The sequence below is a fragment of the Actinomadura pelletieri DSM 43383 genome (genome assembly GCF_003634705.1).
Lineage (GTDB): Bacteria > Actinomycetota > Actinomycetes > Streptosporangiales > Streptosporangiaceae > Spirillospora > Spirillospora pelletieri.
In genome coordinates, this window is the sequence record NZ_RBWU01000003.1 from 144,649 (window position 1) to 171,033 (window position 26,385).

27 protein-coding genes and 1 tRNA gene are annotated in these 26,385 nt (G+C 70.6%); 14 read left to right on the top strand and 14 right to left on the bottom strand.

Annotated features, from left to right (window positions below):
* The first annotated feature begins 37 nt into the window (after positions 1–37).
* From BZB76_RS13850 to BZB76_RS13865, 4 genes are all read left to right on the top strand, one after another.
* A complete protein-coding gene (locus BZB76_RS13850; protein WP_121434792.1) occupies positions 38–628 on the top strand; it encodes a TetR/AcrR family transcriptional regulator in 591 nt (196 codons plus the stop codon).
* 103 nt (positions 629–731) lie between these two features.
* Positions 732–1,544, top strand: coding sequence for an SAM-dependent methyltransferase (locus tag BZB76_RS13855; protein ID WP_121434793.1), 813 nt, complete (start codon positions 732–734; stop codon positions 1,542–1,544).
* 10 nt (positions 1,545–1,554) lie between these two features.
* The gene (locus BZB76_RS13860; RefSeq protein ID WP_121434794.1) at positions 1,555–4,812 is read left to right on the top strand and encodes an NACHT domain-containing protein; all 3,258 of its coding nucleotides are present in this window, start codon (positions 1,555–1,557) and stop codon (positions 4,810–4,812) included.
* A 242-nt stretch (positions 4,813–5,054) separates the two neighbouring features.
* Positions 5,055–6,605, top strand: coding sequence for a DHA2 family efflux MFS transporter permease subunit (locus BZB76_RS13865; RefSeq protein ID WP_246006939.1), 1,551 nt, complete (start codon positions 5,055–5,057; stop codon positions 6,603–6,605).
* 93 nt (positions 6,606–6,698) lie between these two features.
* Here the strand turns inward: BZB76_RS13865 and BZB76_RS13870 are convergent, their stop codons facing one another.
* Together BZB76_RS13870 and BZB76_RS13875 are read right to left on the bottom strand one after the other, a co-directional pair.
* The gene (locus BZB76_RS13870; RefSeq protein WP_121434795.1) at positions 6,699–8,273 is read right to left on the bottom strand and encodes an AMP-binding protein; all 1,575 of its coding nucleotides are present in this window, start codon (positions 8,271–8,273) and stop codon (positions 6,699–6,701) included.
* A gap of 57 nt (positions 8,274–8,330) precedes the next feature.
* Positions 8,331–8,561: a DUF397 domain-containing protein gene (locus BZB76_RS13875; RefSeq protein ID WP_121434796.1), complete on the bottom strand. Its 231-nt coding sequence runs from the start codon at positions 8,559–8,561 to the stop codon at positions 8,331–8,333.
* A gap of 198 nt (positions 8,562–8,759) precedes the next feature.
* Here BZB76_RS13875 and BZB76_RS13880 point away from each other — a divergent pair, with 198 nt between their 5' ends.
* On the top strand, positions 8,760–9,476 hold the full coding sequence (locus BZB76_RS13880; protein WP_121434797.1) for an ATP-binding protein: 717 nt from the start codon (positions 8,760–8,762) through the stop codon (positions 9,474–9,476).
* Here the strand turns inward: BZB76_RS13880 and BZB76_RS13885 are convergent.
* Together BZB76_RS13885 and BZB76_RS13890 are read right to left on the bottom strand one after the other, a co-directional pair.
* Positions 9,400–10,842: an alpha,alpha-trehalose-phosphate synthase (UDP-forming) gene (locus BZB76_RS13885; protein ID WP_121434798.1), complete on the bottom strand. Its 1,443-nt coding sequence runs from the start codon at positions 10,840–10,842 to the stop codon at positions 9,400–9,402. The two genes, BZB76_RS13880 and BZB76_RS13885, sit on opposite strands and share 77 nt — an antisense overlap.
* A 392-nt stretch (positions 10,843–11,234) precedes the next feature.
* Positions 11,235–11,690, bottom strand: a complete 456-nt coding sequence (locus tag BZB76_RS13890; protein WP_121434799.1) for a DoxX family protein — start codon at positions 11,688–11,690, stop codon at positions 11,235–11,237.
* A 137-nt stretch (positions 11,691–11,827) separates the two neighbouring features.
* Between BZB76_RS13890 and BZB76_RS13895 the strand changes: the two genes are divergently transcribed.
* Together BZB76_RS13895 and BZB76_RS13900 are read left to right on the top strand one after the other, a co-directional pair.
* Positions 11,828–12,289: a MarR family winged helix-turn-helix transcriptional regulator gene (locus tag BZB76_RS13895; RefSeq protein WP_121434800.1), complete on the top strand. Its 462-nt coding sequence runs from the start codon at positions 11,828–11,830 to the stop codon at positions 12,287–12,289.
* 36 nt (positions 12,290–12,325) lie between these two features.
* Complete coding sequence (locus tag BZB76_RS13900) at positions 12,326–13,444, top strand: FAD-binding protein (protein ID WP_147449432.1); 1,119 nt, start codon at positions 12,326–12,328, stop codon at positions 13,442–13,444.
* Positions 13,445–13,454: 10 nt separating this feature from the next.
* On the opposite strand, the gene BZB76_RS13905 is transcribed toward BZB76_RS13900, so the two are convergent.
* The 3 genes from BZB76_RS13905 to BZB76_RS13915 are packed head-to-tail and all read right to left on the bottom strand — an operon-like array spanning position 13,455 to position 16,067.
* On the bottom strand, positions 13,455–14,102 hold the full coding sequence (locus BZB76_RS13905; protein WP_121434802.1) for a response regulator: 648 nt from the start codon (positions 14,100–14,102) through the stop codon (positions 13,455–13,457).
* Positions 14,093–15,265 carry a sensor histidine kinase gene (locus BZB76_RS13910; protein ID WP_246006940.1) on the bottom strand — a complete coding sequence of 391 codons (1,173 nt, stop codon included), beginning with the start codon at positions 15,263–15,265 and terminating at the stop codon, positions 14,093–14,095. Before BZB76_RS13910 ends, BZB76_RS13905 begins: the two co-directional genes overlap by 10 nt.
* Positions 15,249–16,067: a DedA family protein gene (locus tag BZB76_RS13915; protein ID WP_121434803.1), complete on the bottom strand. Its 819-nt coding sequence runs from the start codon at positions 16,065–16,067 to the stop codon at positions 15,249–15,251. Before BZB76_RS13915 ends, BZB76_RS13910 begins: the two co-directional genes overlap by 17 nt.
* Before the next feature lie 418 nt (positions 16,068–16,485).
* Between BZB76_RS13915 and BZB76_RS35280 the strand changes: the two genes are divergently transcribed.
* The gene (locus tag BZB76_RS35280) at positions 16,486–16,983 is read left to right on the top strand and encodes a hypothetical protein (RefSeq protein WP_211343009.1); all 498 of its coding nucleotides are present in this window, start codon (positions 16,486–16,488) and stop codon (positions 16,981–16,983) included.
* A gap of 137 nt (positions 16,984–17,120) precedes the next feature.
* A complete protein-coding gene (locus BZB76_RS13925) occupies positions 17,121–17,342 on the top strand; it encodes a DUF5999 family protein (RefSeq protein WP_121435466.1) in 222 nt (73 codons plus the stop codon).
* Positions 17,343–17,363: 21 nt separating this feature from the next.
* On the opposite strand, the gene BZB76_RS13930 is transcribed toward BZB76_RS13925, so the two are convergent.
* Positions 17,364–18,008 (bottom strand): YdcF family protein, encoded by a 645-nt coding sequence (locus BZB76_RS13930; protein WP_170180632.1) that lies wholly within the window; start codon positions 18,006–18,008, stop codon positions 17,364–17,366.
* A gap of 149 nt (positions 18,009–18,157) precedes the next feature.
* On the opposite strand from BZB76_RS13930, the gene BZB76_RS13935 reads away from it, so the two are divergent.
* A complete protein-coding gene (locus BZB76_RS13935; protein WP_121434805.1) occupies positions 18,158–18,448 on the top strand; it encodes a hypothetical protein in 291 nt (96 codons plus the stop codon).
* Positions 18,449–18,485: 37 nt separating this feature from the next.
* Here BZB76_RS13935 and BZB76_RS13940 read toward each other — a convergent pair whose 3' ends face one another.
* Both BZB76_RS13940 and BZB76_RS13945 read right to left on the bottom strand, forming a co-directional pair.
* On the bottom strand, positions 18,486–19,265 hold the full coding sequence (locus tag BZB76_RS13940) for an ArsR/SmtB family transcription factor (protein ID WP_121434806.1): 780 nt from the start codon (positions 19,263–19,265) through the stop codon (positions 18,486–18,488).
* Positions 19,266–19,360: 95 nt separating this feature from the next.
* The gene (locus tag BZB76_RS13945) at positions 19,361–19,795 is read right to left on the bottom strand and encodes a PepSY domain-containing protein (protein WP_121434807.1); all 435 of its coding nucleotides are present in this window, start codon (positions 19,793–19,795) and stop codon (positions 19,361–19,363) included.
* A 108-nt stretch (positions 19,796–19,903) separates the two neighbouring features.
* Between BZB76_RS13945 and BZB76_RS13950 the strand changes: the two genes are divergently transcribed.
* A complete protein-coding gene (locus tag BZB76_RS13950; RefSeq protein WP_121434808.1) occupies positions 19,904–20,596 on the top strand; it encodes a response regulator transcription factor in 693 nt (230 codons plus the stop codon).
* A complete protein-coding gene (locus BZB76_RS13955; RefSeq protein WP_246006941.1) occupies positions 20,586–21,998 on the top strand; it encodes a sensor histidine kinase in 1,413 nt (470 codons plus the stop codon). Before BZB76_RS13950 ends, BZB76_RS13955 begins: the two co-directional genes overlap by 11 nt.
* Before the next feature lie 3 nt (positions 21,999–22,001).
* Here BZB76_RS13955 and BZB76_RS13960 read toward each other — a convergent pair whose 3' ends face one another.
* From BZB76_RS13960 to BZB76_RS13970, 4 genes are all read right to left on the bottom strand, one after another.
* On the bottom strand, positions 22,002–23,168 hold the full coding sequence (locus tag BZB76_RS13960) for an acyl-CoA dehydrogenase family protein (RefSeq protein ID WP_121434809.1): 1,167 nt from the start codon (positions 23,166–23,168) through the stop codon (positions 22,002–22,004).
* A 190-nt stretch (positions 23,169–23,358) separates the two neighbouring features.
* Positions 23,359–23,430 (bottom strand) — tRNA-Gly (locus BZB76_RS13965).
* A gap of 174 nt (positions 23,431–23,604) precedes the next feature.
* The gene (locus BZB76_RS34770) at positions 23,605–23,754 is read right to left on the bottom strand and encodes an LPFR motif small protein (RefSeq protein ID WP_170180633.1); all 150 of its coding nucleotides are present in this window, start codon (positions 23,752–23,754) and stop codon (positions 23,605–23,607) included.
* A 54-nt stretch (positions 23,755–23,808) separates the two neighbouring features.
* On the bottom strand, positions 23,809–24,606 hold the full coding sequence (locus BZB76_RS13970) for a putative protein N(5)-glutamine methyltransferase (protein ID WP_121434810.1): 798 nt from the start codon (positions 24,604–24,606) through the stop codon (positions 23,809–23,811).
* A 124-nt stretch (positions 24,607–24,730) separates the two neighbouring features.
* Here BZB76_RS13970 and BZB76_RS13975 point away from each other — a divergent pair, with 124 nt between their 5' ends.
* Together BZB76_RS13975 and BZB76_RS13980 are read left to right on the top strand one after the other, a co-directional pair.
* Positions 24,731–25,291, top strand: coding sequence for a hypothetical protein (locus tag BZB76_RS13975; RefSeq protein ID WP_121434811.1), 561 nt, complete (start codon positions 24,731–24,733; stop codon positions 25,289–25,291).
* Entirely contained in the window at positions 25,288–26,376 is a 1,089-nt protein-coding gene (locus BZB76_RS13980; RefSeq protein ID WP_121434812.1) for a PrsW family intramembrane metalloprotease, read from the top strand. Before BZB76_RS13975 ends, BZB76_RS13980 begins: the two co-directional genes overlap by 4 nt.
* Positions 26,377–26,385 lie beyond the last annotated feature (9 nt).

Consider the following 26,385-nt stretch of genomic DNA (forward strand, 5'->3'; position numbering starts at 1 on the left):
TTGTAGTTTCGGGCACTACGGTTGTAGTTTTGCGGATGTGTCGAAACGACGTGAAGAGTTGCTCGATGCGGCGATCTCCTTGCTCGGTGAGCGAGGAATGCGCGAACTCACCCACCGTGGTGTCGACGCCGCCGCCGGGTTGCCGGTCGGTTCCGCGTCCAATCATTTCCGCACTCGGGACGCGCTGCTCAGCGCCGTCGTCGAACGGTTCGCGACCCGGGAGCGCACTTACTGGGACGACGTCGCCGCGCGCGTCGCGCCCAGCACGCCCCAGGAATTGGCTCATGTTCTGACCGTTCTCGCGCGGGAGGCGACAGGGCCGCATCGGACCTTGACCATGGCCCGGTACGCCATCCTCGTCGAGGCGGGTCTGCAGCCGTCGCTGCGGGCGCGGCTGACCGAAACCGGCGCCCGCGTCAACACCTGGTTCACCAACTGGCTGCGGGTCGCCGGATCGACCGACCCCGAACGCCACGCGCCGATCCTCATGAACCACTGGACGGGTGTCGTCCTGCACCAACTCGCCGATCAGAATCCGGCGTTCGACCCGTCCGGGCAGTTCTCGGCGCTCGTCATGAGCGTCGTCGGTCCGCGTTCGCGTCGGCCGTCGTCGCTGGCCGGATCCTGACATCTCAGAGGACGCCGCCGCTTCGCTCGGCGATTGACCCCACGGCTCGCTCCGATTAGTGAATGATTGACGCATTCGTCCACTGGAGAAGGGGAATCCGCCCATGCCGAACGAGCCGCGTCCGGTCCCCGACATCGACACGAGCGTGCCGCACTCGGCCCGAGTCTGGGATTACTGGCTGGGCGGCAAGGACAACTATCCCGTGGACCGCGAGGCCGGTGACGCGGTGCTGCGACTCCTGCCCGGCATCGCCGCGTCCGCCAAACACGACCGCGCCTTTCTGGGCCGCGCGGTGCGTTTCCTCGTCTCGAACGGGATACGGCAGTTCCTCGACCTCGGAACCGGGCTTCCCACCGTCGACAACACCCACGAGGTCGCGCAGCGGGTGGCGCCGTCGTCCCGCATCGTGTACGTCGACAACGACCCGCTGGTGCTCGCGCACGCGCGGGCCCTGCTGACCAGTACCGCCGAAGGCGCGTGCGACTACATCGAGGCCGACATCCGTGACACGGGGCCGGTCCTGTCCGGCGCCGCGCGGACGCTCGACTTCAGAAAGCCGGTCGGGCTGATGTTGCTGGGAGTGTTGAACCACATCCTGGACGACGAGGAGGCACAGAGCATCGTCTCGGAACTGCTGGAAGCGCTGGCCCCCGGCAGTTACCTCGTCATCTCCCACACGTGCGACGCCACCACCGAGGAACTGGACGGCGAAGCCATGCGGCAGGCAGTACGCGAAGTGATGGAACGCGGCGGCACACCCATTTGCGCCCGGTCACCCGAACGGATCGAGCGGCTCCTGTCGGGAACGCGGATACTGGAACCCGGGGTCGTGTCGTGCTCCCGGTGGCGCCCCGATCCTTCACCGTGGCAGGAGCCAGAGGTTCCGCATTTCTGTGGCGTCGGCGCCCTCGACTGAAAGGGGAGCCGTGTCGGTCGAGGTCGCGGCCCTACGAGTCGGCGGATCGGTCGCGCAGCTGGCCGTGGGGCGGTGGCTCGCCGGACACACCACCAGGGACGCCGCCGGGAAGGACCTCGTCGAGCTGATCAAGACCGGGTTGCCGGACGAGATCAAGCGGCGGCGCGTCCAGCGGCAACTCGACGTCATGGCCGAGTCGGTCGCGGAACGGATCCTCACCTTCGCCGGGCACGAGTTCCGGGGACTCGACGACGGCGACCGGGAGGCCACGCTTCACGAGGTCACCCGGACGCTCGAGGGAGCCGATCTCTCGGACGAGGCCTTGTTCGCCGCCGATGTCGATCCGGTGAAGCTGGCGCGGGGGCTCCGGTCGCGGATGCCGAGCCGCCGGGCCGAGTTCGAGTTGGGTGAGGCGGGAGCGCGGCTCTATGAGGTGACGCTGGACGAGTGCTGCGACTGCCTCGCCCGCATCATCGTCCACCTGCCCCAGTTCGGGGCACGGGCGTCGGTCGAGACGCTGGGACGGCTGAGCGGCCTGTCCGACCAGGTCGCCTCCGTGCTGGCGCGTCTGCCGGTGCGGACGCTCGACGCGCCGGAGGGCGAGTCGGAGGACGACGAGTTCACCCGCCGCTACCTGGCCTCGATCAGCGAGTCGCTCGACACGCTCGAACTGTTCGGCGTCCGGTTCGAGCGCTTCACCCGTCCGCAGACGACGTTGAGTGTGGCGTACATCAGCCTGAACGTCTCCGACGAGCGCAGACGCGTCAGCCGTCCCAAGGCCGCGCAGGCCGTACCCATCAACGAGTGGCAGGACGAGACCGCGCCGAGCACCGTGCGGGTGGAGGCCGCGCTCGCCGACAAGCGCCTGATGCTGCTGCGCGGCGAGGCGGGCGGTGGCAAGAGCACTCTCCTGCGCTGGCTCGCGATCACGGCTGCGCGCGGCTCGTTCAATGGTTCATTGGACGACTGGAACGGCTGTGTTCCGTTCCTCATCAAGTTGCGCAGCCACGCGGGCGGATCACTGCCGCGTCCCGAGGAGTTCATCGACGACGCCGCGGGCAACCTCGCCGGGATCATGCCGCGTGGTTGGGCGCACCGGCGCCTGGCGTCCGGGCGGGCGCTGCTGCTCGTGGACGGCGTGGACGAGGTCACGACCGCCCAACGGCAGGCGGTGAGATCGTGGCTCAAGGACCTCGTCGCCCAGTTCCGGGACATCCGGATCGTCGTCACCTCCCGTCCGGCGGCCGCCGGGTACGACTGGCTGAGGGCCGAAGGGTTCGGCACGGCCTTCCTCGAACAACTCGGCCCGGCCGACGTGCGGAAACTCGTGCGGCACTGGTACAACGCCGTCCGCGACTGCCCTGATCTGCCCTGCCCTCCGGAACGTCTCCCGTCCTACGAGGCACGACTGCTGGCACGGCTTGAGGCGGCCCCGGCCCTGCGGACGTTGGCGTCGAGTCCGCTGCTCGCCGCGATGCTGTGCGCGCTCAACCTCGACCGTGAGGCGCTGCCGCGCAACCGCATGGGCCTCTACGGCGCGGCGCTCGACATGCTCCTGGAGACGCGCGACATCAAGCGCGGCATCCCGAGCACCCTCGAACGCGACCAGAAGATCCGCATCCTGCAGGACATCGCCTGGCACCTCTCGACGAGCGCCCGTGTCGAGCTGCCGAAGGCGATGGTGGAACGGCTCGTCGCCGACCGGCTCGCCGCGATGCCGCAGGTCCGTGTGCCACCGGGCACGGTTCTGGACGAACTGCTCCAGCGCAGTGGCGTCCTCCGCGAACCCGTACCGGGACGCATCGACTTCGTGCACCGGACCGTCCAGGAGTACCTCACCGCCAAACAGGCCGCCGACCTCGGTGACATGGACCTCCTCGTCCGGTACGCGCACCGCGATACGTGGCGGGAGACCGTCATCATGGCCGCCGGTCACGCCAACGAACCCCTGAGGCGTGAACTCCTCACCGGCATTCTGGACCGTGCCCGTGCCGAGAAGCGCCGTGCCCGCGTCCTGAAACTGGTGGCCGTCGCCTGCCTGGAGACGCTCCCGGCCGTGCCGGACGACCTTCGCGCCGACCTCGACCAGTGTCTGGACGATCTGATCCCGCCCCGCGACGACGCCTCGGCCCGCTCCCTCGCCACGGCCGGTGAACCGGTGCTCGCCCGACTACCCGAGTCTCTGGACGGGCTCAACTGGACCTCCGCCTCGGCGACGATCCAGACGGCCTGCCTGATCAACGGACCGGGTGCCCTGGACGTGCTGGCGCGCTATGCGTCCGAATCCAATTCGCGGAGGCAGGGCCGCCTGGCCGAGGCATGGAACTACTTCGACCCCGACGACTTCGCCGAACGCGTCCTCTCTCGTTACCCACCGGGCGCCGAACTCCAGGTGAACCGCAGTCCGCGACAGCTTCGATCACTCGACAGGGTCCCGCCGCTCTCTCACCTCATCGTCTCCCTGGAAAGGATCGATGACTTCGAGTTCCTCGCCGCGCACGCGCAAACACTCAGGGGTCTCACTCTCTTCGGGGACGCATCGTTGGCGGATCTGTCACTTCTACCGCCCCTTCCAGCCCTGCGAGTCCTCAGCATCGGGACCCCGCATCTGAGCGACCTCGGCTTCCTCGACGACCTGCCACGGTTGGACCGGGTCTACCTCTCCGACTGTGACCAGGTGACCGACTACTCACCCTTGGCACGCCAGACCGAGTTGACCACGCTGTGGCTGTCTCATCCGACCCAATTGAGGACACTCACCTCGCTCCCTCCCATCGGAGCGCTCGAGACTCTCGCCCTCACCAGCACGAACCTCGCCGAGGGCTTGGCGGAGATCCGGGCGGCGGTCCCCGGTCTTCGCGGCCTGTATGCAAGTTCCAGCGAATGGGTGGGGAGTCTTCGCCCTCTCACCGGCCTCCCGCTGACCGAGCTCTATGTCGCGTACTGCCCGCACGTCACCGACTTCGACGTCCTCGGCACTCTGCCCACCCTTGACACTCTGGATCTGTCGGGCACCCGCGTCGACGACCTCGAGCCGCTCCAGTCCCTCACCAAGCTGAGAAGGCTGTTCCTCAACGGTTGCGATCGCGTCTCGGACCTCCGGCCCCTTGCGTCCCTACCGAACCTGAAGGCGCTGCGCCTGCACGGCGCCGCCCCCGGGTTGGATCTCTCGCCGCTGGCGGACAACCGCGGGCTCGACATCATCATCAGTGCGGGCCAGGAGGTTCGTGGGGCGGAGAGGTTCGGGCGGCGGCTGAAGTTCGCCTAGCCGGGCCTTCCGACTGTCTGGTCGGTCACACTCCGTTGACCTCGACCGTGGTCGAGGTCTGAAGCTGGAGACCGTTGAACTGGGGAGATTTGTCGGACCCAGCCGGAATACTCCAGGAACCATCGAAGTTTAACCGTTCGCGAAAGTGTCAGTCGCTGCACTATTTTGCGGCGGTAACCCCCTGAACATGCTCATCGGCCCCCGCGTGCCCGCGTGCCCGGGCCCTGACGATTGGATGAGAGTTGACCGCTTCCGCGTCTGCCAAGACAGCGGACGGCCCCGTCAAGGAACCCGACGCCGCGGGAGGACTCGATCGCGGCGTGCTCGTCATGGCCGGGGTCGTCGTCCTCGGCGCCGTCATGGCGATCCTGGACGTGACCGTCGTCAATGTGGCCATCAACGACCTGGCCAGGGAATTCAACACCTCGCTCGCGACGATCCAGTGGGTCGCGACCGGCTACACGCTCGCGCTGGCCACGGTGATCCCGCTCACGGGGTGGGCGTCGGCGAGGTTCGGCACCAAACGCCTCTACATGATCTCGATCGGGCTGTTCGTGGTCGGCTCGACGCTCGCCGGACTCGCCTGGTCGGCGGAGTCCCTCATCGTGTTCCGGGTCCTGCAGGGCCTCGGCGGCGGCATGATCATGCCCGCGGCGATGACGATCCTGTCGCAGGCGGCGGGGCCGCAGCGGGTGGGCCAGGTGATGAGCATCGTCGGTGTGCCGATGCTGCTCGGCCCGATCCTCGGCCCGATTCTCGGCGGCTACCTCGTCGACGACGTCTCCTGGCGGTGGATCTTCTTCATCAACCTGCCGATCGGGATCGTCGCGCTGGTGCTGGCGGCGAGGGTCCTCAAGAAGGACGAGCCCAAGCCGGCCGAGCGGCTCGACTTCCTCGGCCTGATCCTGCTGTCGCCCGGACTCGCGTCGCTGATCTACGGCGTGGCCAAGGGCGCGGAGGTGAAGGACTTCCTGAAGACGGAGCCGCTGGTCTTCACCGTCGTCGGCGCGGTGCTGGTCCTCGGGTTCGTGGTCCGGGCGTTGAGCGCCCGGAACCCGCTGATCGACCTGCGGCTGCTGCGGCGGCGGCCGGTGGTGGCGGCGTCCCTCACGATGATGCTGTTCATGGTCGCGTTCATGGGCGCGATGCTGCTGCTGCCGCTGTACTTCCAGACGGTGCGCGGTGAGGGCGCCACGACCGCTGGGCTGCTGCTGGCCCCGCAGGGGCTCGGCGCGATGGTGACGATGCCGATCGGCGGCAAGCTCACCGACCGGATCGGGCCCGGACGGGTCGTGCTGGTCGGCGTCACCGTGGTGGTGGCGGCGGTGGGGAGCTTCGCCGCGATCCTGGAGGCGGACTCCAGCTACTGGACGCTCGCCGGAGTCCTGTTCGTGATGGGTCTCGGCATGGGCATGACGATGATGCCGACGATGGCCGCGGCCATCCAGACGCTCGTGCACGACGAGGTTCCGCGCGCCAGCACGATGCTGAACATCATCCAGCAGGTGTCGGCGTCCATCGGCACCGCGATGATCTCGGTGCTGCTGGCGAACCGGATCACGTCCGAGCTGTCGGACGCGGGCCTCGCGGCCGGGGGCGGCGGTGAGATCGGCAGCACGGAGGAGGTGCCGCCGGCGGTCCTGGAGAGGATCGCGCCGCCGATGGCGGACGCGTTCCAGCACACCTACTGGTACGCGGTCGGGCTGCTCGCCCTGGCGTTCCTGCCCGCGCTTCTCCTGCCGCGCAGGAAGCCGGAGACGGGCCCGACCGACGCGCCGATGCCGATGCACTGACACCGGAGACGCTCGGGGAGCCGCTGAAGCGATGCCAGACCCGGCCGGGGACACCCGGCCGGGTCTGCGTTCGTTTCGACCCTTCTCGGGCCGTCAGGGGCCGTCTGGGGGGCTGTCAGGCCGTTGCGGGACGCTCGCGCGGGACCGGTACTCGTCCTTCAGGAGCCGCTTGTAGAGCTTGCCGGTCGGGTGCCGGGGAAGCTCGGCGCGGAAGTCGACCGTTCGCGGGCACTTGTACCCGGCGAGCCGGTCCCGGCAGTAGTCGATCAGCTCGGCCTCCAGTTCGGGGCCGGCGTCGTCCATGGACATGGGCTGGACGACGGCCTTCACGGCCTCGCCCATCTCGGGGTCCGGAACGCCGAACACGGCGACGTCGGCGACCTTCGGATGGACGGCGAGGACGTTCTCGGCCTCCTGCGGGTAGACGTTCACCCCACCGCTGATGATCACGTGGTCGCGGCGGTCGGTGAGGTAGATGAAGCCTTCCTCGTCCACGTACCCGATGTCGCCGACGGTCGTCCAGCCGCGGCCCCACGGGTCACGGGACTCGGCGGTCTTCACCGCGTCGCGGTGGTACTCGAAGATGGGCGCGTTGCCGAAGTACAGCGTCCCGGGAGTGCCGGGCGGGAGTTCCCGGCCCTCCTCGTCACAGACATGGACCTCTCCTAAGAGCGGACGGCCGACGGTCCCGCGGTGGGCGAGCCAGTCCTCGGAGTTGGTGTAGACGAAACAGTTGGCCTCGGTGGCGGCGTAGTACTCGTGCAGCACCGGCCCCCACCACTCGATCATCTGTTCCTTCACGGGAACGGGACAGGGCGCCGCCGCGTGCACGGCGGCGCGCAGGCTCGACAGGTCGTGGCGGGTACGGGTCTCCTTCGGGAGCTTGAGCATCCGGATGAACATGGTCGGCACCCACTGGCTGTGCGTGACGCGGTACTTCTCGATCGCGGCGAGGGCCTGCTCGGGGTCGAACCTCTCCATCACCACGACGGTCGCGCCGAAGCGGTGCATGGTGACGCAGTAGCGCAGCGGCGCGGCGTGGTAGAGCGGCGCCGGGGACAGGTAGACCGAGTCCGCGTCGGGCTGGAACAGCAGCGACAGGAGCCCGTGGAGGATCTTCTGGCTGCCCATGGGCCCCTCGGGCAGGGGCAGCTTGACGCCCTTGGGGCGTCCCGTCGTCCCGGACGAGTAGAGCATGTCGTGGCCCTCGCGCTCGTCCTCGATCGGTGTCGCCGGGTGGCGGGCGACGCGCTCCTCGTAGGACTCGTAACCGGGGACCGTGCCGCCGAGCATGAGGCGCAGCGGCACGTCCGGCATCGGCACGCTCGACACCGGCCATTCGCCGGTCTCCATCGCCGCGCTGGTGATGAAGGCCTTCGCCCCGCAGTTGTCCACGATGTAGGCGAGCTCGTCGGGCCGTAGCCGTGTGCTGACGGCCGTGTAGTAGAGCCCGGAGCGCTGCGCCGCCCACGCGATGGCCAGGAAGAGCGGGTGGTTCTCCAGCATGAACGCGATATGGTCCCCCGGACGCAGCCCCTCCGCGCGGAGCAGCTGCGCGAGCCGGTTGGACTCCTCGTTCAGTTCCCGGTAGGTGAGGACCTCCCCGGAGCCCGCCATGACGACGGCGGGCTTGTCGGGCGTCTGTGCGGCGATTTGCCCAAGATGCATGCCCCCGCACGCTACCGGCCGGAAGACCGGCGTGAGGACCCGTCTGGTTCGGGCGGGTCAGACGAGCATGTGGTCGAAGTCGCCGTCCTTGGCTCCTCCGACGAAGGCCTCCACCTCCTCGCGCGTGTAGACGAGCACGGCTCCCTCTGGATCACGGGAGTTGCGAACGGCGATCTCCCCGCTGGGGAGTTCGGCCATCTCGACGCAGTTGCCGGACGGATTGCTCCGCCGACTCTTCTGCCAGACGAGTTCGCCGCGCCAGACGTCCAGCAGCTGTTGGCCGTCCATCGTTGTGCCCCCTCCAGGCGTCTCCAGCCCCCGCGAACGGAGGCCGCGATCTCGCCCCACCCCACACCATGGTACGAGATGCACGTGCATTCGTTCTTGCATTGGTTCATGCAGACGGTCTTGCATCTGCACGACTTGAGGAGCAAGATAGCGAACGCTCGCCGGTGACCACCCCGCACGCCTCTGAGGTTGCTGACCATGACCGTTGACCAGGCACACGACGTCGCGACTCCCGCCGCCATGGGGAGCGGTCGGTCGCGGCACGCTCCGGCCCTTCACCCCTGGCCCGACGCGCCTCCGGCGCGGCTCGGACCCAATGTCGCGGCGAACGGCGCCGGCCATGTTCAGGGCGGTCCGGCCGCCGGGTCCGCGAGCGGTCCGGCCGTCGTGCCGGGCCTGGCCGGGCTGTGGCCCGCGCCGCACGCCGGCACGCCGCGCATGGCGCGGCGCGTGTTCCCGGCCGAGATCACCGCGCCCCGGTCGGCGCGCGAGTTCACCCACGCCACGTTGGACGGCTGGGGCCTCGCGGGCGCCGCCGGGGACGTCGTCATCGCGGTGTCGGAGCTGGTGACCAACGCGCTGCGGCACGGCATGGAGGGTCTCCCCCAGCCGTTGCCGCTGTGCCCCATCCAACTCGTCCTGATCGGGCACCCGAGGCGCCTGGTCATCTCGGTGACCGACCCGGGCGGACGCGCGCCCGAGCCGGTTCCGAGCGACCCCGCCGGGTTCGTCGAGGGCGGCCGCGGCCTGCTGGTCGTCGGCGCGATCAGCGACGCGTGGGGCTGGGCGCGGCTCGCCACCGGCGGGAAGGCCGTCTGGGCGGCCTTCGACCTGCGGTTCACCCCTCCAGCGCCACCGGAAGCGGCTCCGGCTCGTCCCGCTCCGGCCGGCCCGCAGGACGCTCCAGCTCACTGAGGAACGCGTGGGCCCAGCGGTCCACGTCGTTCTCGATCACGCGGCGGCGCATCGTGCGCATCCGCCGGGCCTGCTCGGCGGGCTCGGCCTCCAGCGCGGCCATCAGCGTGCTCTTCAGCCCGTCGATGTCGTACGGGTTGACCTGGAACGCGCCCCGCTTCAGCTCCGCGGCGGCACCGGTGAACTCGCTGAGCACGAGCGCGCCGCGCAGATCCTTGCGGCAGGCCACGTACTCCTTCGCGACGAGGTTCATGCCGTCCCGCAGCGGTGTCACGACCATCACGTCCGCTGCCAGGTACAACGCGGTCAGCTCCGCGCGGTCATAGGAGCTGTGCAGATAATGGACGACCGGAAACCCGATCTCGCCGTACTCGCCGTTGATGCGGCCGACCTGCTGCTCGATCTCCTCCCGTAGCAGCTGGTACTGCTCGACGCGCTCCCGGCTCGGCGTCGCGATCTGCACGAACACGGCCTGGCCCGGTTTGAGGCGGCCGTCGTCGAACAGCTCCCCGAACGCCTGGAGACGCTGCGTGATGCCCTTGGTGTAGTCGAGCCTGTCCACGCCGAGCAGGACGGTCGCGTCGCCCAGGTCGGCCCGGATCTCCTGGACCCGCTCCTGGACGTCCGGACGTCCCACGAGGTCGTTGAGCTCGCCCACGTCCACGGAGATGGGGAACGCCCGTGCCCGGACGATCCGGTCGTCCCAGAAGACGTCCTGCTTGACGTAGCGGGCCTCCAGGAGCCTGCGGCAGAGCCGCACGAAGTTGGCCGCCGCGCCCGGGAGCTGGAAGCCGACCAGGTCGGCGCCGAGCAGGCCCTCCAGGATCTGCCGCCGCCACGGAAGCTGCCAGAACAGCTCCAGCGGCGGGAACGGGATGTGCAGGAAGAAGCCGATGCGCAGGTCGGGACGCAGCTCGCGCAGCATCCGCGGGACGAGTTGGAGCTGGTAGTCCTGCACCCAGACGACCCCGTCCCGTGCCGCGACCTTCGCCGCCGCCTCCGCGAACCGCCGGTTCACGCGGACGTAGGCGTCCCACATCGAACGGTCGTAGACGGGCGGCGCGACGACGTCGTGGTAGAGCGGCCACAGCGTGGCGTTCGAGAAGCCCTCGTAGTAAAGCTCCACCTCCCGCGCGGACTGCGCGATCGGGTGCAGCTCCATGCCGTCCTCCTCGAACGGCTCCAGTTCCTCGTCCGGCGCTCCCGTCCAGCCGATCCAGGTCCCCTGCCTGCGCCGCATCACCGGCGCGATGGCGCTGACCAGTCCACCCGGACTGCGCCGCCAGCGCGGAACACCGTCCGCTCCGACGGTCCGGTCGACCGGCAGCCGGTTGGCCACCACAACGAACTCACTACCGCGTGACACCTAAGACCCGCCTCTCCAGGAACTCTCAGTGATCACTCATGCCCAGAAACGGTCATAAGGAACATCTTGTCACTTCGACGTTAAGGTGAGATGTCCTGAAAAGGTCGGTGTCAGGGCGGTGGGCGTCCCGCTACGAGGATTGGAGCGGACCATATTCCTGTCCAGGCTGGTGACAGTTGTTTACCTGACGGTCATGTGGCTCCTGCGCCAGACGTGAGTCGGACGAGATAAGTGACTTTCGTCACACTTCAGTGTCAGGAGACGGCCGGGCGCGTCGGCGCTCCGGAGGCCCTGCGGCAGTCCCTGAACCGCCGACGGCCCGTCCACGCTCGGAAAGCGCGGACGGGCCGGGCGAGTGGGTCGATCCGGACGGGCCGGAGCCGTCGGGCCGGTCAGGCGGCGACGGACTCCCGGTCTGGAGCGTTCTCCCGGCGACCCCACAGGAGGGCGTCGAGTGAGAAGCGGCCCGCGCCCGTGGCGGCGAACAGCAGCGCGGCGGCGCCGAGCACCATCACGTACTCGAAGCCGCCCTCGTCGAGGAACAGGCCCTGTCCTCTGTGGGCGTACCAGAACGCGCCGGCCATGTTCAGGGCGATCAGGACGCCCGCGACCGGGACCAGCAGGCCCAGGATCAGCGCGATGCCGCCGATCAACTCGACGTAGGAGCAGAACACGGCGGCGGCGTCCGGGAGCGGAATGCCGAGCTTGTCGAACCCGGCGGCCACTCCGGAGTGGCCGGTGTCGGCGACCTTCTGCCAGCCGTGCGCGACGAAGATGACACCGACCGCCAGGCGGCCGACGAGGAGTCCGGCGTCGGGGAGTGCGGGGGGACGGCGGAGCGGGAGCATGCCTCGGTCTCCTCTTGTTGAAGGTTCAAATATGAACGGTTTCGACGCTAGCAGACGGTGATTCAAATCCGGACCATTTAGAAATTTCAACTAGCCTTCTAACCAACTAGAATCACCAGGCCACGTAGAATCACCGCATGAACGACGCGGGGGACGCTCTCGAACCACGGGAGATGCGGGCCTGGATCGCCTTCCTGGCCGCCGGGCACCTGATCGACCACGAGATCGAGCGGCAGCTCAAACGTGACGGTGGGCTCTCCCACGCCGAGTTCGAGGTGCTGGTCGGGCTGAGCATGGCCGAAGGCAACCGGCTGCGCATGTCCGACCTGGCACGGCTGGTGATGGTGTCCAAGAGCCGCCTCACCTACCAGGTCACCAGACTCGAACGGGCCGGACTCGTCCGCCGGACCGGCAACGAGTCGGACCGGCGCTCGGTATGGGCGGAGCTGACCGACAAGGGCGCCGAAGTGCTGGCCCGCGTCCGGCCGGGGCACCGCCGCGTCGTCCGCGAGACGCTGATCGAGGTGCTCGACCCGGAGGAGATCGAACTGCTCGGCGACGCCCTCGGCCGTGTCGCCGAGCGGTTGCGCCGGCGGTGACCCGCGGTGGCGGCGACCGCCGGGGAGGCCGTGCGCATGCGTGACTTCGGCGGGATCGTGGAGCGTTCGCCCGTCCGCGTCGTCCGGCCGGGGTCGGCCCGGGAGGCGGTCCGCGCCGTCCGCGAGGCCGCCGCCCAGGGCCTGGACGTCGTTCCGCGCGGCCTCGGCCACTCCACCTACGGCCAGTCGCTCACCGCGGGCGTCTCGCTGGATCTGCGGCGGCTCACCGGCGTCGAGGTCCGCGCGCGGGACGCGGTCGTCGCCGCCGGGACGACCTGGCGCGAAGTTCTCGACGCGACGCTGCCGCACGGCCTGACCCCGCCGGTCCTCACCGACTACCTCGACGTGACCGTCGGCGGAACGATCTCCGCGGGCGGTGTCGGCGGGACGTCCCACGTCCACGGGACGCAGGCGGACAACGTGCGCGCGCTGGCCGTCGCCCTGAACGTCACCGGGGACGGCGAACCGGTGCGCTGCTCCCCCGACGCGCACCCCGAACTGTTCGACGCCGTCCGCGCCGGGCTCGGCCGGCACGGCGTCATCACCGAGGCGACGATCCCGCTCGTCCCGGCCCCGGAACGGGTGCTGTGCTGCACCATCCCGTGCCGGGACGCCGCGGACGTGCTCCGCGTCCAGCGCGACGTCCGGGCCGACCACATCTCCGCGCAGGCGAAACCGGCTCCGCACGGGTGGGCGTACGAGGTCAAGGCCGTCCGCTACGGCGACGGGTCCGGCCGCGCCGTGGCGCCCCCGCCCGAGGCCGTCGAGGTCGAGGAACTGTCCTATCTCGACTTCTGTGACCGCCTGCGCCCCGACGTCGAGGAGCTGATCGCGTTCGGCGAGTGGGCGCGCCCGCATCCCTGGGGGATGGTCTTCCTGCCCGCGACCCGCGCCGCGTCCGTGATCGAGGCGACGCTGGCGGAGCTGACGCCGTCGGGGCTCGGGCTCAGCGGCGTCGTACTGGTCAAGGCGCTGCGGGTGGGGCGCGTGCCGATGCTGGACGTGCCGGACGACCCCGTCCTGTTCAGCGTCCTGCGGACCGCGTCGCCGGGCTGCGCGTCGGTCGCGGAGATGCTCGCCGCCAACCGGGTCCTCCTCGACCGGGCCCGCGCCGCGGGCGGCACCCGCTACGCCGTCGACTCCGTACCCGCCTGAGCGGTCGAACTCAGGTTCCGAGGTAGCGGAGGACGGCGAGGACGCGGCGGCTGTAGCCGGTCGTGTGCGACAGGTCGAGCTTGTCGAAGATCGCGTTGACGTGCTTCTCCACCGCACTTTGCGAGATGTGCAGGTTCTTGCCGATCGAGGCGTTGGTATGACCCTGCGCCATGTGGTCGAGGACGTCCCGTTCCCTCGGGGTCAGCCGGGACAGCGGGTCGGCGCGCGGCCCGTGCGCGGCGAGGAGCCGGCGCACCACCTCGGGGTCGAACGCGGCGCCGCCCGCGCCGACCCGGTCGAGGGCGTCGAGGAACTCGTCGACCTGCGCGACCCGGTCCTTCAGCAGGTAGCCGACGCCGGTGGTGTCCGAGGTGATCAGCTCGGTGGCGTAGCGCTTCTCCACGTACTGCGACAGGACGAGGACGCCGACGTCCGGCCAGCGCTCCCGGATCCGCAGCGCGGCGCGCAGCCCCTCGTCGGTGTGGGTGGGCGGCATCCGCACGTCCACCACCACGACGTCGGGTGGACCGGCCGCCACCGCCGCGATCAGCGCGTCCCCGTCGCCGACCGCCGCCTCCACCACATGCCCCTCCTCGGCGAGCAGCCGGACCAGGCCCTCGCGGAGCAGGGTCGAGTCCTCGGCCAGCATCACCCGCACGGCAGTTCCGCGGTGATCACGGTCGGGCCGCCGGGCGGGCTGTCGACGCCGAACGTCCCGTCCAGCGCGGCGACCCGGCGGGCCAGCCCGGCGAGCCCGCCGCCGCCCGGGTCGGCTCCGCCGCCGCCGTCGTCCTCGATGCGCACGCCCACCAGTGTCGCCGATCCCGTGACCTCCACCCGCACGTGGCGGGCGCCGGAGTGCTTGGCCGCGTTGGTGACGGCCTCGCAGACGACGAAGTACGCCACGGTCTCCACCGCGTGCGGGAGCCGTCCGGGCACGTCGAAGTCGATCGTCACCGGCACCGCGGACCGTTCCGCCACGGTCTCCAGCGCCACGCGCAGCCCCTCGCGGTCCAGCGCGGCCGGGTAGACGCGCCAGGTGACCTCCCGCAGGTCCTCAAGGGCCCGCTGCGACTCCTCGTGGGCCTGCCGCAGCAGTTCGGCCGACCTGTCGGGGTCCCCCGCGCGGCGGGCGCGGCCGATCAGCATGCCGAGCGCGACGAGGCGCTGCTGGACGCCGTCGTGCAGGTCCCGCTCGATGCGGCGGCGCTCGTCGTCCACCGCGTCCACGACCTCCGCGCGGGTGACTGCCAGCTGCGCGATGCGGCGCTCGTAGGCCTCCAGAGGGCTCGGGCCCAGGCAGCGCCGCACCACCGTCTTCTCCAGCGCCACGACCCCGACGAGGCCCTGCACCGCAAGGAACAGCAGGACGCTCCCGAGGATCGCCGTGTAGACGACGATCAGGGGGCTCGGGGGGATGCCGTCCATATAGTCGCCCGTGATCCACCAGCTCACGGCCAGCGCGGTCACGATCACCGCGCCGTAGACCACCATGATGAGGATCACGCCGCCGAGGAGCCCCACCGGCACGCGCAGGACGAGGTACGCCAGCGCCTTCAGCGGCCCGTACCGGACGGCCCGGTCCTCGCCGTGGAACCTTCTGAGCCGCCGCCGTTCCAGCTCGGTGGCGGCCCGCGCGGCGTCCGCGACGACCGCCGGGACGGTGCGTTGCCCGCGCGAGAAAGCCAGCGAGTAGGCCATGAGGAGCGCCGCCACGGTGAGCAGGGCGATCTCCACGACCGCCGTGACCGCGCCGAGCGTCAGGCCCACGGCGGCACGGACGAGGCGACGTGGTCTCCACACGTCAGTAGGGACGGTCACGCTGGAATTCCGCTGTCTCCGCGAGACGGCCGTCCGCCCACCGCCCCTGTTCCGTCCACTGCTGCCCGTACCACTCCCCCTGGACCTCCCGCCGCTCGTCCCGTTGCCGCTCGTCCCGTTGCCGCTCGTCCCGTTGCCGCTCGTCCCCTCGCCGCCCGTCACGGCGGGCCTTCACGATACGTACGGCGACGAACACCGCGGCGGCGAGGACGGCGAGCGCGAGGACGCCCTTGGAGTAGATGCCGACGTACTCCTCGACCGTCCGCCAACTGTCGCCGAGCTTGTACCCGGCCAGCACGAACGCCGCGTTCCACAGCAGGCTGCCCAGGGCCGTGTAGAGCAGGAACGTCGTCATCCGCATCCGCTCGACCCCGGCCGGGACGGAGATCAGGCTGCGGAAGATCGGGATCATGCGGCCGAAGAACACCGCCTTGGCGCCGTGCCGCGCGAACCAGGCCTCCGTCCGGTCGAGGTCGGACAGCTTGATCAGGGGGAGCCGGGCCACGAGCGCGCGGATCCGGTCGCGCCCGATCAGCGCGCCGATCCCGTAGAGGGCGAGCGCTCCGACGACGCTGCCGACCGTCGTCCACACGAGGGCGGCGACGAGGCTCATCCGTCCCTGCGCCGCGGTGAACCCCGCCAGGGGCAGGATCACCTCGCTCGGCAGCGGCGGGAAGAGGTTCTCCAGCGCGATCGCCAGCCCCGCGCCCGGGGCGCCCAAGGTGTCCATCAGGTCGGTCGCCCAGCCCGCGATGCCGCCGAGGGGCTCGCCTGCGGACGTCGTACCGGCTGTTTCGATCATGTTGACGACGCTAGAAACCCGTGCTCACCGCCACCATGGAGAACACCGCCCACCCGTCCGGCCGCATGCCGCACCCCGACCCTGCGGAAAACCGCACCCCGGGAGGTCGTCACCGGGCCGGGACTCCGTGAGCGGAGTTCGCGCCCGAGCGCAAGGGGCCGCGGCGGATTCAGCGGAGAGTGAAACACGAGGGCCGTCCGAAGGCCGCGGCGAGGTGCTCCGGACGTCGGTTCCCGCAGGCTGAACCCGTTCTGGACCGTGCCAGGCCGTGGTTTCGGACACCCCGAGGGTCATGATCCCTGTAAGGAATCATTTTGATCGACTTTTCAGTAAAGAACCTTTCTTGTAGCGTTCGCAGGGTTTTGCGAAGTGAATTCATGATCGGGATCTCCCGCCGCACGATCACAAGGACGCCGCGATGCCCCTGGCGACAGGCCTGGCCGCGGCCGCGCTCCTCGGCCTGCTGACGCTCCTGGCCACGGCGCGGCACGGCAGGCGCCCCCACCGCTCGGACACCGAGCATCCCGAGTCCCTGACGGCCGTCCTCGGCCCGGGCGAGGAGGAGTACCTCGCGTGGCTGGCCGACCATCACTGGCCCGGCGACGAGTACCTCGACCTGGAGAACGAGTGGCTCGGCGAACAGGAGCCCGCGGAGCCGGGCGGACCCTACGAGTCTCCGCTGTGCCCGCGCTGTGACCTGCGCTGCGAGGACGTCTGGCCGTGCCCCACCTGCGGGCGGGTCCTGCACTCGTCCTGCGGTCACGGGATGCGGCGTCGGCGGGTGGAGCGCCCGTACCGCACGCACGGGACGAACCCGGAGGCGGTCATCGCCGAGTGGATCTGCACGGGCTGTGCCTCCGTCGTGGGGCTGGACGTGGACCACGGCGACGAGCCCGGCGAGGGCCTTCTGCGGTGAAAACCCGCTGGCTGCCCGACTTGTCCGGCTTTACACGCATTGAACGGTAAAGAATCGCCCATCCACTTGCATATTTCGGTCGGCCCACGGCAGGCTGAATCTATGTCCTTAATCACGAGGACACCGTGGAGGACCCCGTGACCGCTCAACACTCGACCTGTTGCCCGCACCAGCCGACCTGTCCGACTCCGGACGACCTCGACCGCGAGGCCGCGCGCACCGTCGCCCGTCACCCCGAGCAGGGGTGGAGCCTGCTCTGCAACGGCGTCGTCGTCTTCGAGGACACGGGAGAGCTGCTGCCCGACGGGCGGGTCATCGCCCCGCACCGTCCCATCACCGCCGCCGCCCCGGCCGGCTGAGCCGGCCCCGGCCCCGGCCGATCATCTGATCACGTACCGGTCGTAGCCGAGCCGCACCAGTTCCTCGTACGCCGCCCACACCGCGTCCGGTACGGGCATCGGCACCTGGAAGCCGCGCTCCGCGTAGACGACCATACGCTGCAGGTCCCCCACCATCAGCTCGACGAACTGACGCTCGTCCTCGTCGAACGCGTCGAACCCCACCTCGGGCGCGGACGCCGTCCACTCCACGTCCGGCCACTGGCACCGCGCCGTGGCGAGCGCCCGGCGCGTCATGTACGGCTTCGCGACCAGAATCCCACGGCCGACCGCGATGCCCCTCTCCGCCAGCAACCGCCGCGACGCGGTGATGTTCTCCCCCGTGTTCGTCGCCGTCTCCTCCAGGAGAAGCGCGTCGTCCGGCACACCGTGCTCGCGCGCGACGCGTCCGAACACGCTCGCCTCGGTGCGCGCCCAGTCCGAGGTGACCTTCCCTCGCCCGCCCGACATGACCACCAGCGGCGCCCGGCCCTCGTGCCACAGCCGCGCGGCGTGCGCCGCGACCCGCGTGTCGTGGCTGCCCAGCGCGAGGATCACGTCCGCCTTGGTCAGGGGATCGGACTGGACGAGGTGATCCCAGACGACCCGGGCCAGTTCACGCGCACGCGCGTCCACAGGAGGTAGCACGAAGCCGATTGTCCTCCACATGTCCTTCGGACGTCCTGCGCGCGGTCAGCATGTCGGACTCCCATCCGAACGGCCTTCCAGATAGCGTTCAACTGTTTTGCTCCTTACATAGGAATCGTGCGGACTCGACCGCGGAAGGACGGTGTGGTGTGACCACGGTCCTGGTCCTCGTGTCACTGGCGGCCCTGTTCGGCCTCTGCCTGCCGAGACTGCTTCGTCCCATGCCGCACGTCCCGTCCCGCGCCCCGAGCCCCGACCCACCGCCGCACGGACCGCTCGCCGTCCATCCGGAGTCGATGACGGCCGAACTCGACCCCGCCGACGAGGAGTACCTCGCCTTCCTCGCCGACAGGCTGTGGCCGGACGACGAGTACCTCGAACCGGAGCCCTCCACCGACGGCGAGGAGGAGTCGGGCGGCAGCACCGGCCTGCGCCGCTGACCCCGACCATCCCGCCCAGGGGCGACCGGCGGGCGGTTCAACCCGCGGGCAGGGGCTCGCCTGTCTCCAGCAGGGTCTTGAGGCCGGACACGACCTGAGGCCAGCCATGACGCGACATGCCGAGGAGGATCTCGCCCCCTTCGTGGACGACCGTGAGCTTGACCGTCTCCCCGACCGGCTCGATCTCGAACGTCACCTTGGACCGGGGCTCGGTCAGCAGTTCGGCGCGCTTCTCCTCGTCCACGCCCACGGCCTTCGCCCAGCCCGTGGTGAACGTGTGCCAGGTGTAGGAGAGGCGGCGGGGCGGGTCCGCTTCGAGGACGACCTGTTCCGGGTCGGTCATCGTCGCGTTCTCCTCGTGCCAGGTGATCGAAGAGCCCGGTGACCAGTCGGTCTCGAAGGTGACGCCCCAGTATCGGCGGGTGAAGGCCGGGTCGGTCAGCGCCTGCCACAGCCGCTCCGGTGTGGTCTTGACGTAGGTCGTGTAGACGAACTCGTCTGCGGCCATCTCGTCCTGCTCCAATGCGGTCTTGAGGTCGGCGAGCGCACTCGCCCGGTCCCGGTCGTACCGGCTCATCCAGCGGTCGGCGATCGCGTTGATCGGGGCGGCGTTGAGGTAGTGGAGCTTCTCCCGTCCCCGGCGCCGTGTCGTCACCAGGTCCGCGTCCTCCAGCACCGCCAGGTGCTTGCTGACGGACTGCCGGGCCATGTCCAGCCCGGCGCACAGTTCCCGCAGGGTCTGCCCGTTGCGGGCGTTCAGGCTGTCCAGCAGGCGTCGGCGGCTCGGGTCGGCGAGCGCCTTGAAGACCATGTCCATGTACCGTCCCAAAAATGCAGCCATCCAGCTGCCTAAAGTTTAGGTAGCCGGATGGCTGCATGTCAAGGGCGCCGCTCCGCGCGGCTCGAGCGCCCTCAGTCGCCGTCGCGGTCGTCGCGGTCGTCGCGGTCGTCGGTCTTGGGTGCCTCCTGGGTCTTGGCGGTCGCGGCGTCCACGACCAGCTCGCGCTCGGCCCCGTTCCGGTCGGTGACCTCGACCTCCCAGAGGGTCCTGCCGTTCTCGTCGTCCAGCTCGATCTCCGTCACCGTGCCGCCCGGAACCGCCTTGAGTGCCGCCTGCGCGGCCTCCGCCGCCGTGACCGAGGGTTCGGGAGCGTTCGTGGTGGGCGCCGTGGTGGGCGCCGTGGAGGGCGCCGTCGGCGTGGTGCCGCGGGGACCGTCGTCGGGGTCGGCGGCGAACGCGCTGGCCGCTCCCCCGCCCGCGAGGACGCCCGCGGCGACCACCGCGACCAGCACGCCGCGTCCCGAGAGCCTGCGCCCGGGGACCAGGCGCCGTGTGTCGAACCTCATGACATCCTCCAGTTCGTCGTGTTCTGCCCTCGACGATGCCGGGGGTTCCTGTGCGGTTCCTGAAATGACCTGAAGCCGCCTTCAGGAACGGTTTGGCACGCTGTGGGCATGCGCCTGTTGCTCGTGGAGGACGAGAAACGCCTGGCCGCGTCCCTCGCCCGGGGTCTGACGGCCGAGGGGTTCGTGGTCGAGACCGTCCATGACGGCGCCGAGGGACTCGACCGCGCGCTCGGCGGCGAGTTCGACCTGATCGTCCTCGACATCATGCTCCCCGGGATGAACGGCTACCGGGTGTGCGCGGAGCTGCGGGCCGCGGGCGAGGAGACGCCGATCCTGATGCTGACCGCCAAGGACGGCGAGTACGACGAGGCGGAGGGCCTCGACACGGGCGCCGACGACTACCTCACCAAGCCGTTCTCGTACGTGGTGCTGGTCGCCCGGATCCGCGCGCTGCTGCGCCGCCGGACGCGGGGCGCGGCGCCGACCATCGTGCTGGGCGATCTCACCGTGGACCCGGGGGCGCGCAGCGTGTTCCGGGGCGAGGTGGAGGTGGAGCTGACCGCCAAGGAGTTCGCGGTGCTGGAGCATCTGGCGGTGAACGCGGGCCTGGTGGTGTCGAAGACGCAGATCCTCGAAGCGGTGTGGGACCTCGCCTACGAGGGCGATCCCAACATCGTCGAGGTGTACGTGAGCGCCCTGCGCCGCAAACTCGACGTCCCGTTCGGGCGCCGGTCCATCGTCACGGTGCGCGGGGCGGGATACCGGCTGGCCAGGGACGGAGGCGTGCCGCGTGATCCGTGACAGGATCCGGCGTCCGACCTCGGTCCGGGCGCGGACGACCCTCGGCGCGACCGCCGTGGTGGCGGTCGCGCTGGTCGCGGCCGGGACGGCGCTGGTACTGCTGCTGCGCGCCAACCTCGGCGGTCAGACCGATCTGGAGGCGGAGGTGGCGGCGCGGGAGATCGCGTCGCAGCTCGCGACGGGCGTCCCGTACCGTTCTCTGGACCTTCCGGACGGCGACGATCACCCGGTGCGGGTGGTGGACGGGAGCGGTCGCGTCCGCGCGGCCAACGACGACCTGGAGTCCGTCGAGGGGACGCCGCCTCCGGCCGACGACCGCGACTCCGACTCCGGCGACGCGGACGACGGCCCCGGACGCGGCGAGGTGTCGGACGACGGCCCGCGCATCTTCACCGGCACCGCGACCGTGGACGGACGCACCGCCCAGTACCGGTTCGCGGCGGTCGAGGTGACGACGCCCGAGGACGAGACCGTCACCGTGTACGCGGGCGCGGACCTGGCCGCGGCGCGGGACGCGGTCGGCACCGTCTCCCGGGCGCTGCTCGCGGGGCTGCCGCTGCTGCTGGGCGTGGTCGCGGGCGTGACATGGCTGGTCACCCGGCGGGCGCTGGGGCCGGTGGAGGCCGTCCGGACCGAGCTGGCCGAGATCACCGCGGCGGGCGACCTGGCCCGGCGGGTGCCGGTGCCCGACTCGCGGGACGAGATCGCCCGGCTGGCGGTCACGACGAACGAGACGCTCGCCGCGCTGGAGGACTCGGTGGCGCGGCAGCGCGCGTTCGTGGCGGACGCCTCCCACGAGCTGCGCAGCCCGATCGCGTCGCTGCGCACGCAACTGGAGGTCGCGGCGGCGCATCCCGGGCCGCTGGACGTGGACGGTCTGACCGAGGACGTCGTGCGCCTTCAGGATCTCGCCGCCGACCTGTTGCTCCTCGCGCGCATCGACGCGGGGGACCGTCCACCGGAGCGGAGTGTCGCGCTGGGCGGCCTCGTCCGGGAGGTCCTCGACCGGCGCGCGGGCGGTGACCGGGTCCCCGTCCAGGCGTCCATCGAAGCCGATCCGACCGTCATGGGCGTGCCAGGGCGGCTCGCGCGGATCGTCGGCAACCTTCTCGACAACGCCGAACGGCACGCGGGTTCGGCCGTACGGCTGTCACTGGGCGCGGAGGCGGGCGCGGCGGTCCTGCGGGTCGCCGACGACGGGCCGGGCGTGCCGCCCGCCGACCGGGAACGCATCTTCGAGCGGTTCGTCCGGCTGGACGACGCCCGCAGCCGCGACGAGGGAGGCGCGGGCCTCGGCCTGCCCCTCGCCCGGGAACTGGCGCGGGCGCACGGCGGGGACCTCACGGTCGGCGAGGCACCCGAGGGCGGCGCGCTTTTCGAGCTGCGCCTGCCCGCCGTGTGACGGTCATTTGAGAAGCTGGCGTGCCATGACCATGCGCTGGATCTGGTTGGTGCCCTCATAGATCTGGGTGATCTTGGCGTCGCGCATCATCCGCTCGACCGGGAAGTCCCGGGTGTAGCCGTACCCGCCGAGCAGTTGGACGGCGTCGGTGGTCACGTCCATCGCCACGTCCGAGGCCAGCGTCTTGCACGCCGACGACACGAACGTCAGGTCGGGGATCCGTTCCCCGTGCGCCGCCCGTTCGGACTTGATCGCCGCGTGGTAGGTCAGCTGCCGGGCGCCTTCGAGCCGCATGGCCATGTCGGCCAGCATGAACTGAACGCCCTGGAAGTCGGCGATGGGCTTGCCGAACTGGCGGCGTTCCCTGACGTAGCCGAGCGCGAAGTCCAGCGCGCCCTGCGCGATGCCCAGGGCCTGGGCCGCGATGGTGATGCGCGTGTGGTCGAGGGTGGCCAGCGCCGTCTTGAAGCCGGTGCCCTCCGCGCCGATGATCCGGTCGCCGGGGATGCGGACGTCCTGCAGGATCACCTGCCGGGTCGGCGAGCCCTTGATGCCGAGCTTGCGCTCCTTCGGCCCGAACGACACGCCGGGGTCACTCTTCTCCACCACGAACGCCGAGATGCCCCGGGCTCCGGCGGACGGGTCGGTGACCGCCATCACCGTGTAGAACTCCGACTCCCCCGCGTTGGTGATCCACATCTTGGTGCCGTCCAGCACCCAGGTGTCACCGTCGCGCACGGCCCGGGTCTTCATGCCCGCGGCGTCCGAGCCGGCGTCTGCCTCCGACAGCGCGTAGGAGAACATGGCCTCGCCGCGGGCGACCGGCCCCAGGTAGCGGCGCTTCAGCTCCTCCGAGCCCGACAGCAGCAGCGGGACGGTGCCGAGCTTGTTCACCGCCGGGATCAGCGAGGCCGAGGCGCACGCGCGGGCGACCTCCTCGATCACGATCACCGTGGCCAGCGCGTCCCCGCCCGCGCCGCCGTACGCCTCGGGGACGTGGATCGCGTGCAGGTCGGCCGCGACCAGCGCGTCCAGGGCCTCACGAGGGAAACGGGACTCCTCGTCCACGTCCGCCGCGAAGGGAGCGATCTTGTCGTCGGCCAGCTCGCGCACCGTGCGCCGCAGCAGCTCGTGCTCCTCGGACGGGGCGTAGGCGGGAAAGTCGCTCATCGTTCCTCCGCGCGGCCGCTCGACGACCGTTACTTTGACGACCAATATTTGAACGCCAAAATAAGCGAGACGACAAGACCGAGTCAAGTCGAGGGCATGCCGATGGGTGCCCCCGGCGGGCGGTGGCGTCCGCCCGCCTGGACACACGGTGGACCGGCCGGGGGTCGTTACTCCCGCCAGTCCAGTCCAGAGCCGCACTCGAGACTCGAACTCGATTCTCCCGGGTGGAAGCCGGGTGCCTCACCGATTAGGCCTGTGCGGCATGAGAAGAGCCGTCAGAGAACATCCGACGGCCCTGGCGCGGCCATTCCGCGTTCGGCCGTGCCGCTCGTTACTCATAGGGTGCGGCATAGGGTGGGCACGCGCAATTGCTTTTCCCGGCCCGGACCGCACCGGGACCTTGCCCAGCGTCCGGTCCCGGTGCGGCGTCCGCAGGTCAGACCGCCCTACGGCGGGAACGCATCGAGCGGCGGCGCGACGGGGTGAACAGTCGCTGAAGCACCCGGAACGGCAGCGTCACGATGCTGGTGACCACGCCCACGACGGTGCTGACGATGGCGCTGAGCGCTGCGGTGATGCGGCGCATGATAATTCACTCCTTCGGGTCGTCCTAGAGCGCCATTTACCCAAATATCGGGTTTTACACAGGCTTGGTGCCCGTAACAACTGTGGCGTGGAACTCCTCGGACACGGTCACCGTCGCGGTGAGGCCGCCCCGTTCGACGGCCGCGACCGCGGCGGGCACCTGCCGGTCGCCGGTCTCGAACAGCAGCCGTCCGCCCGGTGCCAGCCATGCCGCCGCCTCCGCGGTCACGCGGCGCAGGACGTCGAGACCGTCCGTGCCGCCGTCGAGCGCCACGCGCGGCTCGTGCAGCCGTGCCTCCGCGGGCAGCAGTTCGACCTCGGCGGCCGGGACGTACGGCACGTTCGCGAGCAGGACGTCGACGGTGCCGCGCAACCCGTCCGGCAGCGGCCCGAACAGGTCGCCCTCGTGGACGTGCCCGCCGAGCGGGACGACGTTGCGGCGGGCGCACCGCACGGCGGCTGGATCGACGTCGGCGGCGTGCAGGGTGAACCCGTCCCTTCCGTGGAGGGGCGGACCGGAGACGAGCGCGGCTCCCAGCGCGCCGGAACCGCAGCACAGGTCGACCACGACGGGACGCGGCGGCATGAGCGCGGCGGCGTGCCGGACGAGGAACTCGGTGCGGCGGCGGGGCACGAACACGCCGGGGTCCACGGCGACGCGGAGGCCGCAGAACTCGGCCCGGCCGAGGACGTGTTCCAGGGGCAGCCCCGCGGCGCGCCGCTCCACCATGGCCGACACGTCGTCCGCCGTGGCGGCCGTGGCGAGGATGAGCCGGGCCTCGTCCTCGGCGAACACGCAGCCCGCGGCCCGCAGCCGGGAGACGATGACCGGCCGGGTCAGAGATGCTGTCATGGGTCGGCCCACCTTACCCGTACGCGCCCGGCGCCGTTTAGCGCCCCGGTCAAGGGGCATTCCCGCAGGACGGGTCATTCGGGGGGTTCGTGTGGCGCGCGTGAAATGGTGGGGAACGGGACTCGTGGCACTGACGCTGTCGGTGCTGTGCGCGGGTCTGCCGTTATTGAACGAGGTCCTCGGAAACGGTGCCAGGCCGCTCGCGCCCGGGACGGTCGTGTCGATCGGCGTGGAACGCAACGGTGTTCGACCGGTGACCATCACGGTCCGGCACGACGGCTGGTTCCTCGAAGCGGAAGACTCCTTACTCAGCGGCTATGCCCAGTTGACCCGCGCGGACGTCGTGTTCAACCTGAGCGTGGCCGTCCCGCTGACCCCGTTCGACGCCCGTGACCTGTGGCACGGGCTAGGCCGTCTCATCGCGATGGGCGGCCACATGCGGCTCGGGGAACGGCCGGAACCGATCGAGACGACGGGTGGCCTGACCGGGCTCACCGGGACGATCACCGGTCGGAACCGGGTCGGCACGGCCACCGTCTACGCCACCGACACGCTGGGCGCGACGGTGACGGCGGCCGGTCCGCCGCTCTCCTTCCAGAGCGTGGCCGCGCAGGTCCAGGCGATGGCGCGGACCGTGACGATCGCGGCCCCCTGGACGTCCGAATCCTCGGACTCCGAGCCGTGATCCGCCGTCCGGCGTTCTGGCTGTGGGCGGCGGCGTGCCTGGTCGGGGCGTGGATCGCGGTGCGCACGATGGACGCCGCGGTCCGTGAGTTCCCCCTCGGCGTCATCACCGGGGTCGTGCTGCTGACACCGGCGACGGTCGTGGGCGTCTGGGCCCTGCGCCGGTTGCATCCGGTCCGGACCCGTCCGATCGGGTACACGCTGATCGCGGTGGCGTGGGGCGCGTTCGCCGCGTTCGGCCTGGCGCTGCCGACGAACGCGGCGTTCCAGGCGGTGCTCGGCAAGACGGCCGGGCCCGTCTTCAACAGCACCTGGGGCGCGGCCGTCGCCGCGCCCGTGGACGAGGAGATCCTGAAGCTGCTCGGGGTGGTGACGCTGGCGCTGATGGCGCCGACCGCGGTCCGCGGCCCGCTGGACGGATGGGGCTACGGCGCGCTCACCGGTCTCGGGTTCCAGATCGCCGAGAACCTCCTCTACGTCCTGAACACGATCATCCTGACGGGCGGGACGCAGGACGTGAACGCGGCGCTCTTCTCGTTCGCCGGCCGGGTCGTCGGCGGAGCCTGGTGGAGCCACTGGGCGATGACGGCGATCGGCGGCGCGGGCCTCGGCTGCCTGCTCGGTCGGACGTCCCGGACGAGCGTCACCCTGGCGACCGGGGCGTTCGTCGTCGCGATGGCGCTGCACTCCTGGTGGGACGCGCCCGTCCTGCCGGGCGTGGTGCTGCTGCCGTTCAAGGGCGCCCCGATCCTTCTCATGGCGATCTTCGCGTACCGGCTGTCGAGGCGGCGTTACCTGTCGCACTTCCGGCGGACGGCGCACGCCGAGACCGCCTCCGGGGTGCTGGTACCGGGCGAGAGCCATGTCCTCGCCCACCGCAAGTGGCGCCGCAAGGAGCGCTGGGACGTGCCCTCCGGGGAGCCGCGGCGCCAGCTCGCGCGGCTGCGCGCCATCGAGCTCGACCTGATCGAGGACGGTCTCGGCGGCCTGGAACGCGACCCCCGCAACGCCGACCGGCTCCGCGCCGACATCCGCGACCTGCGCCACCGGCTCACCTCCTCCCCCACCCCGCCGCGCGTCGCCTGACCCGCCGAC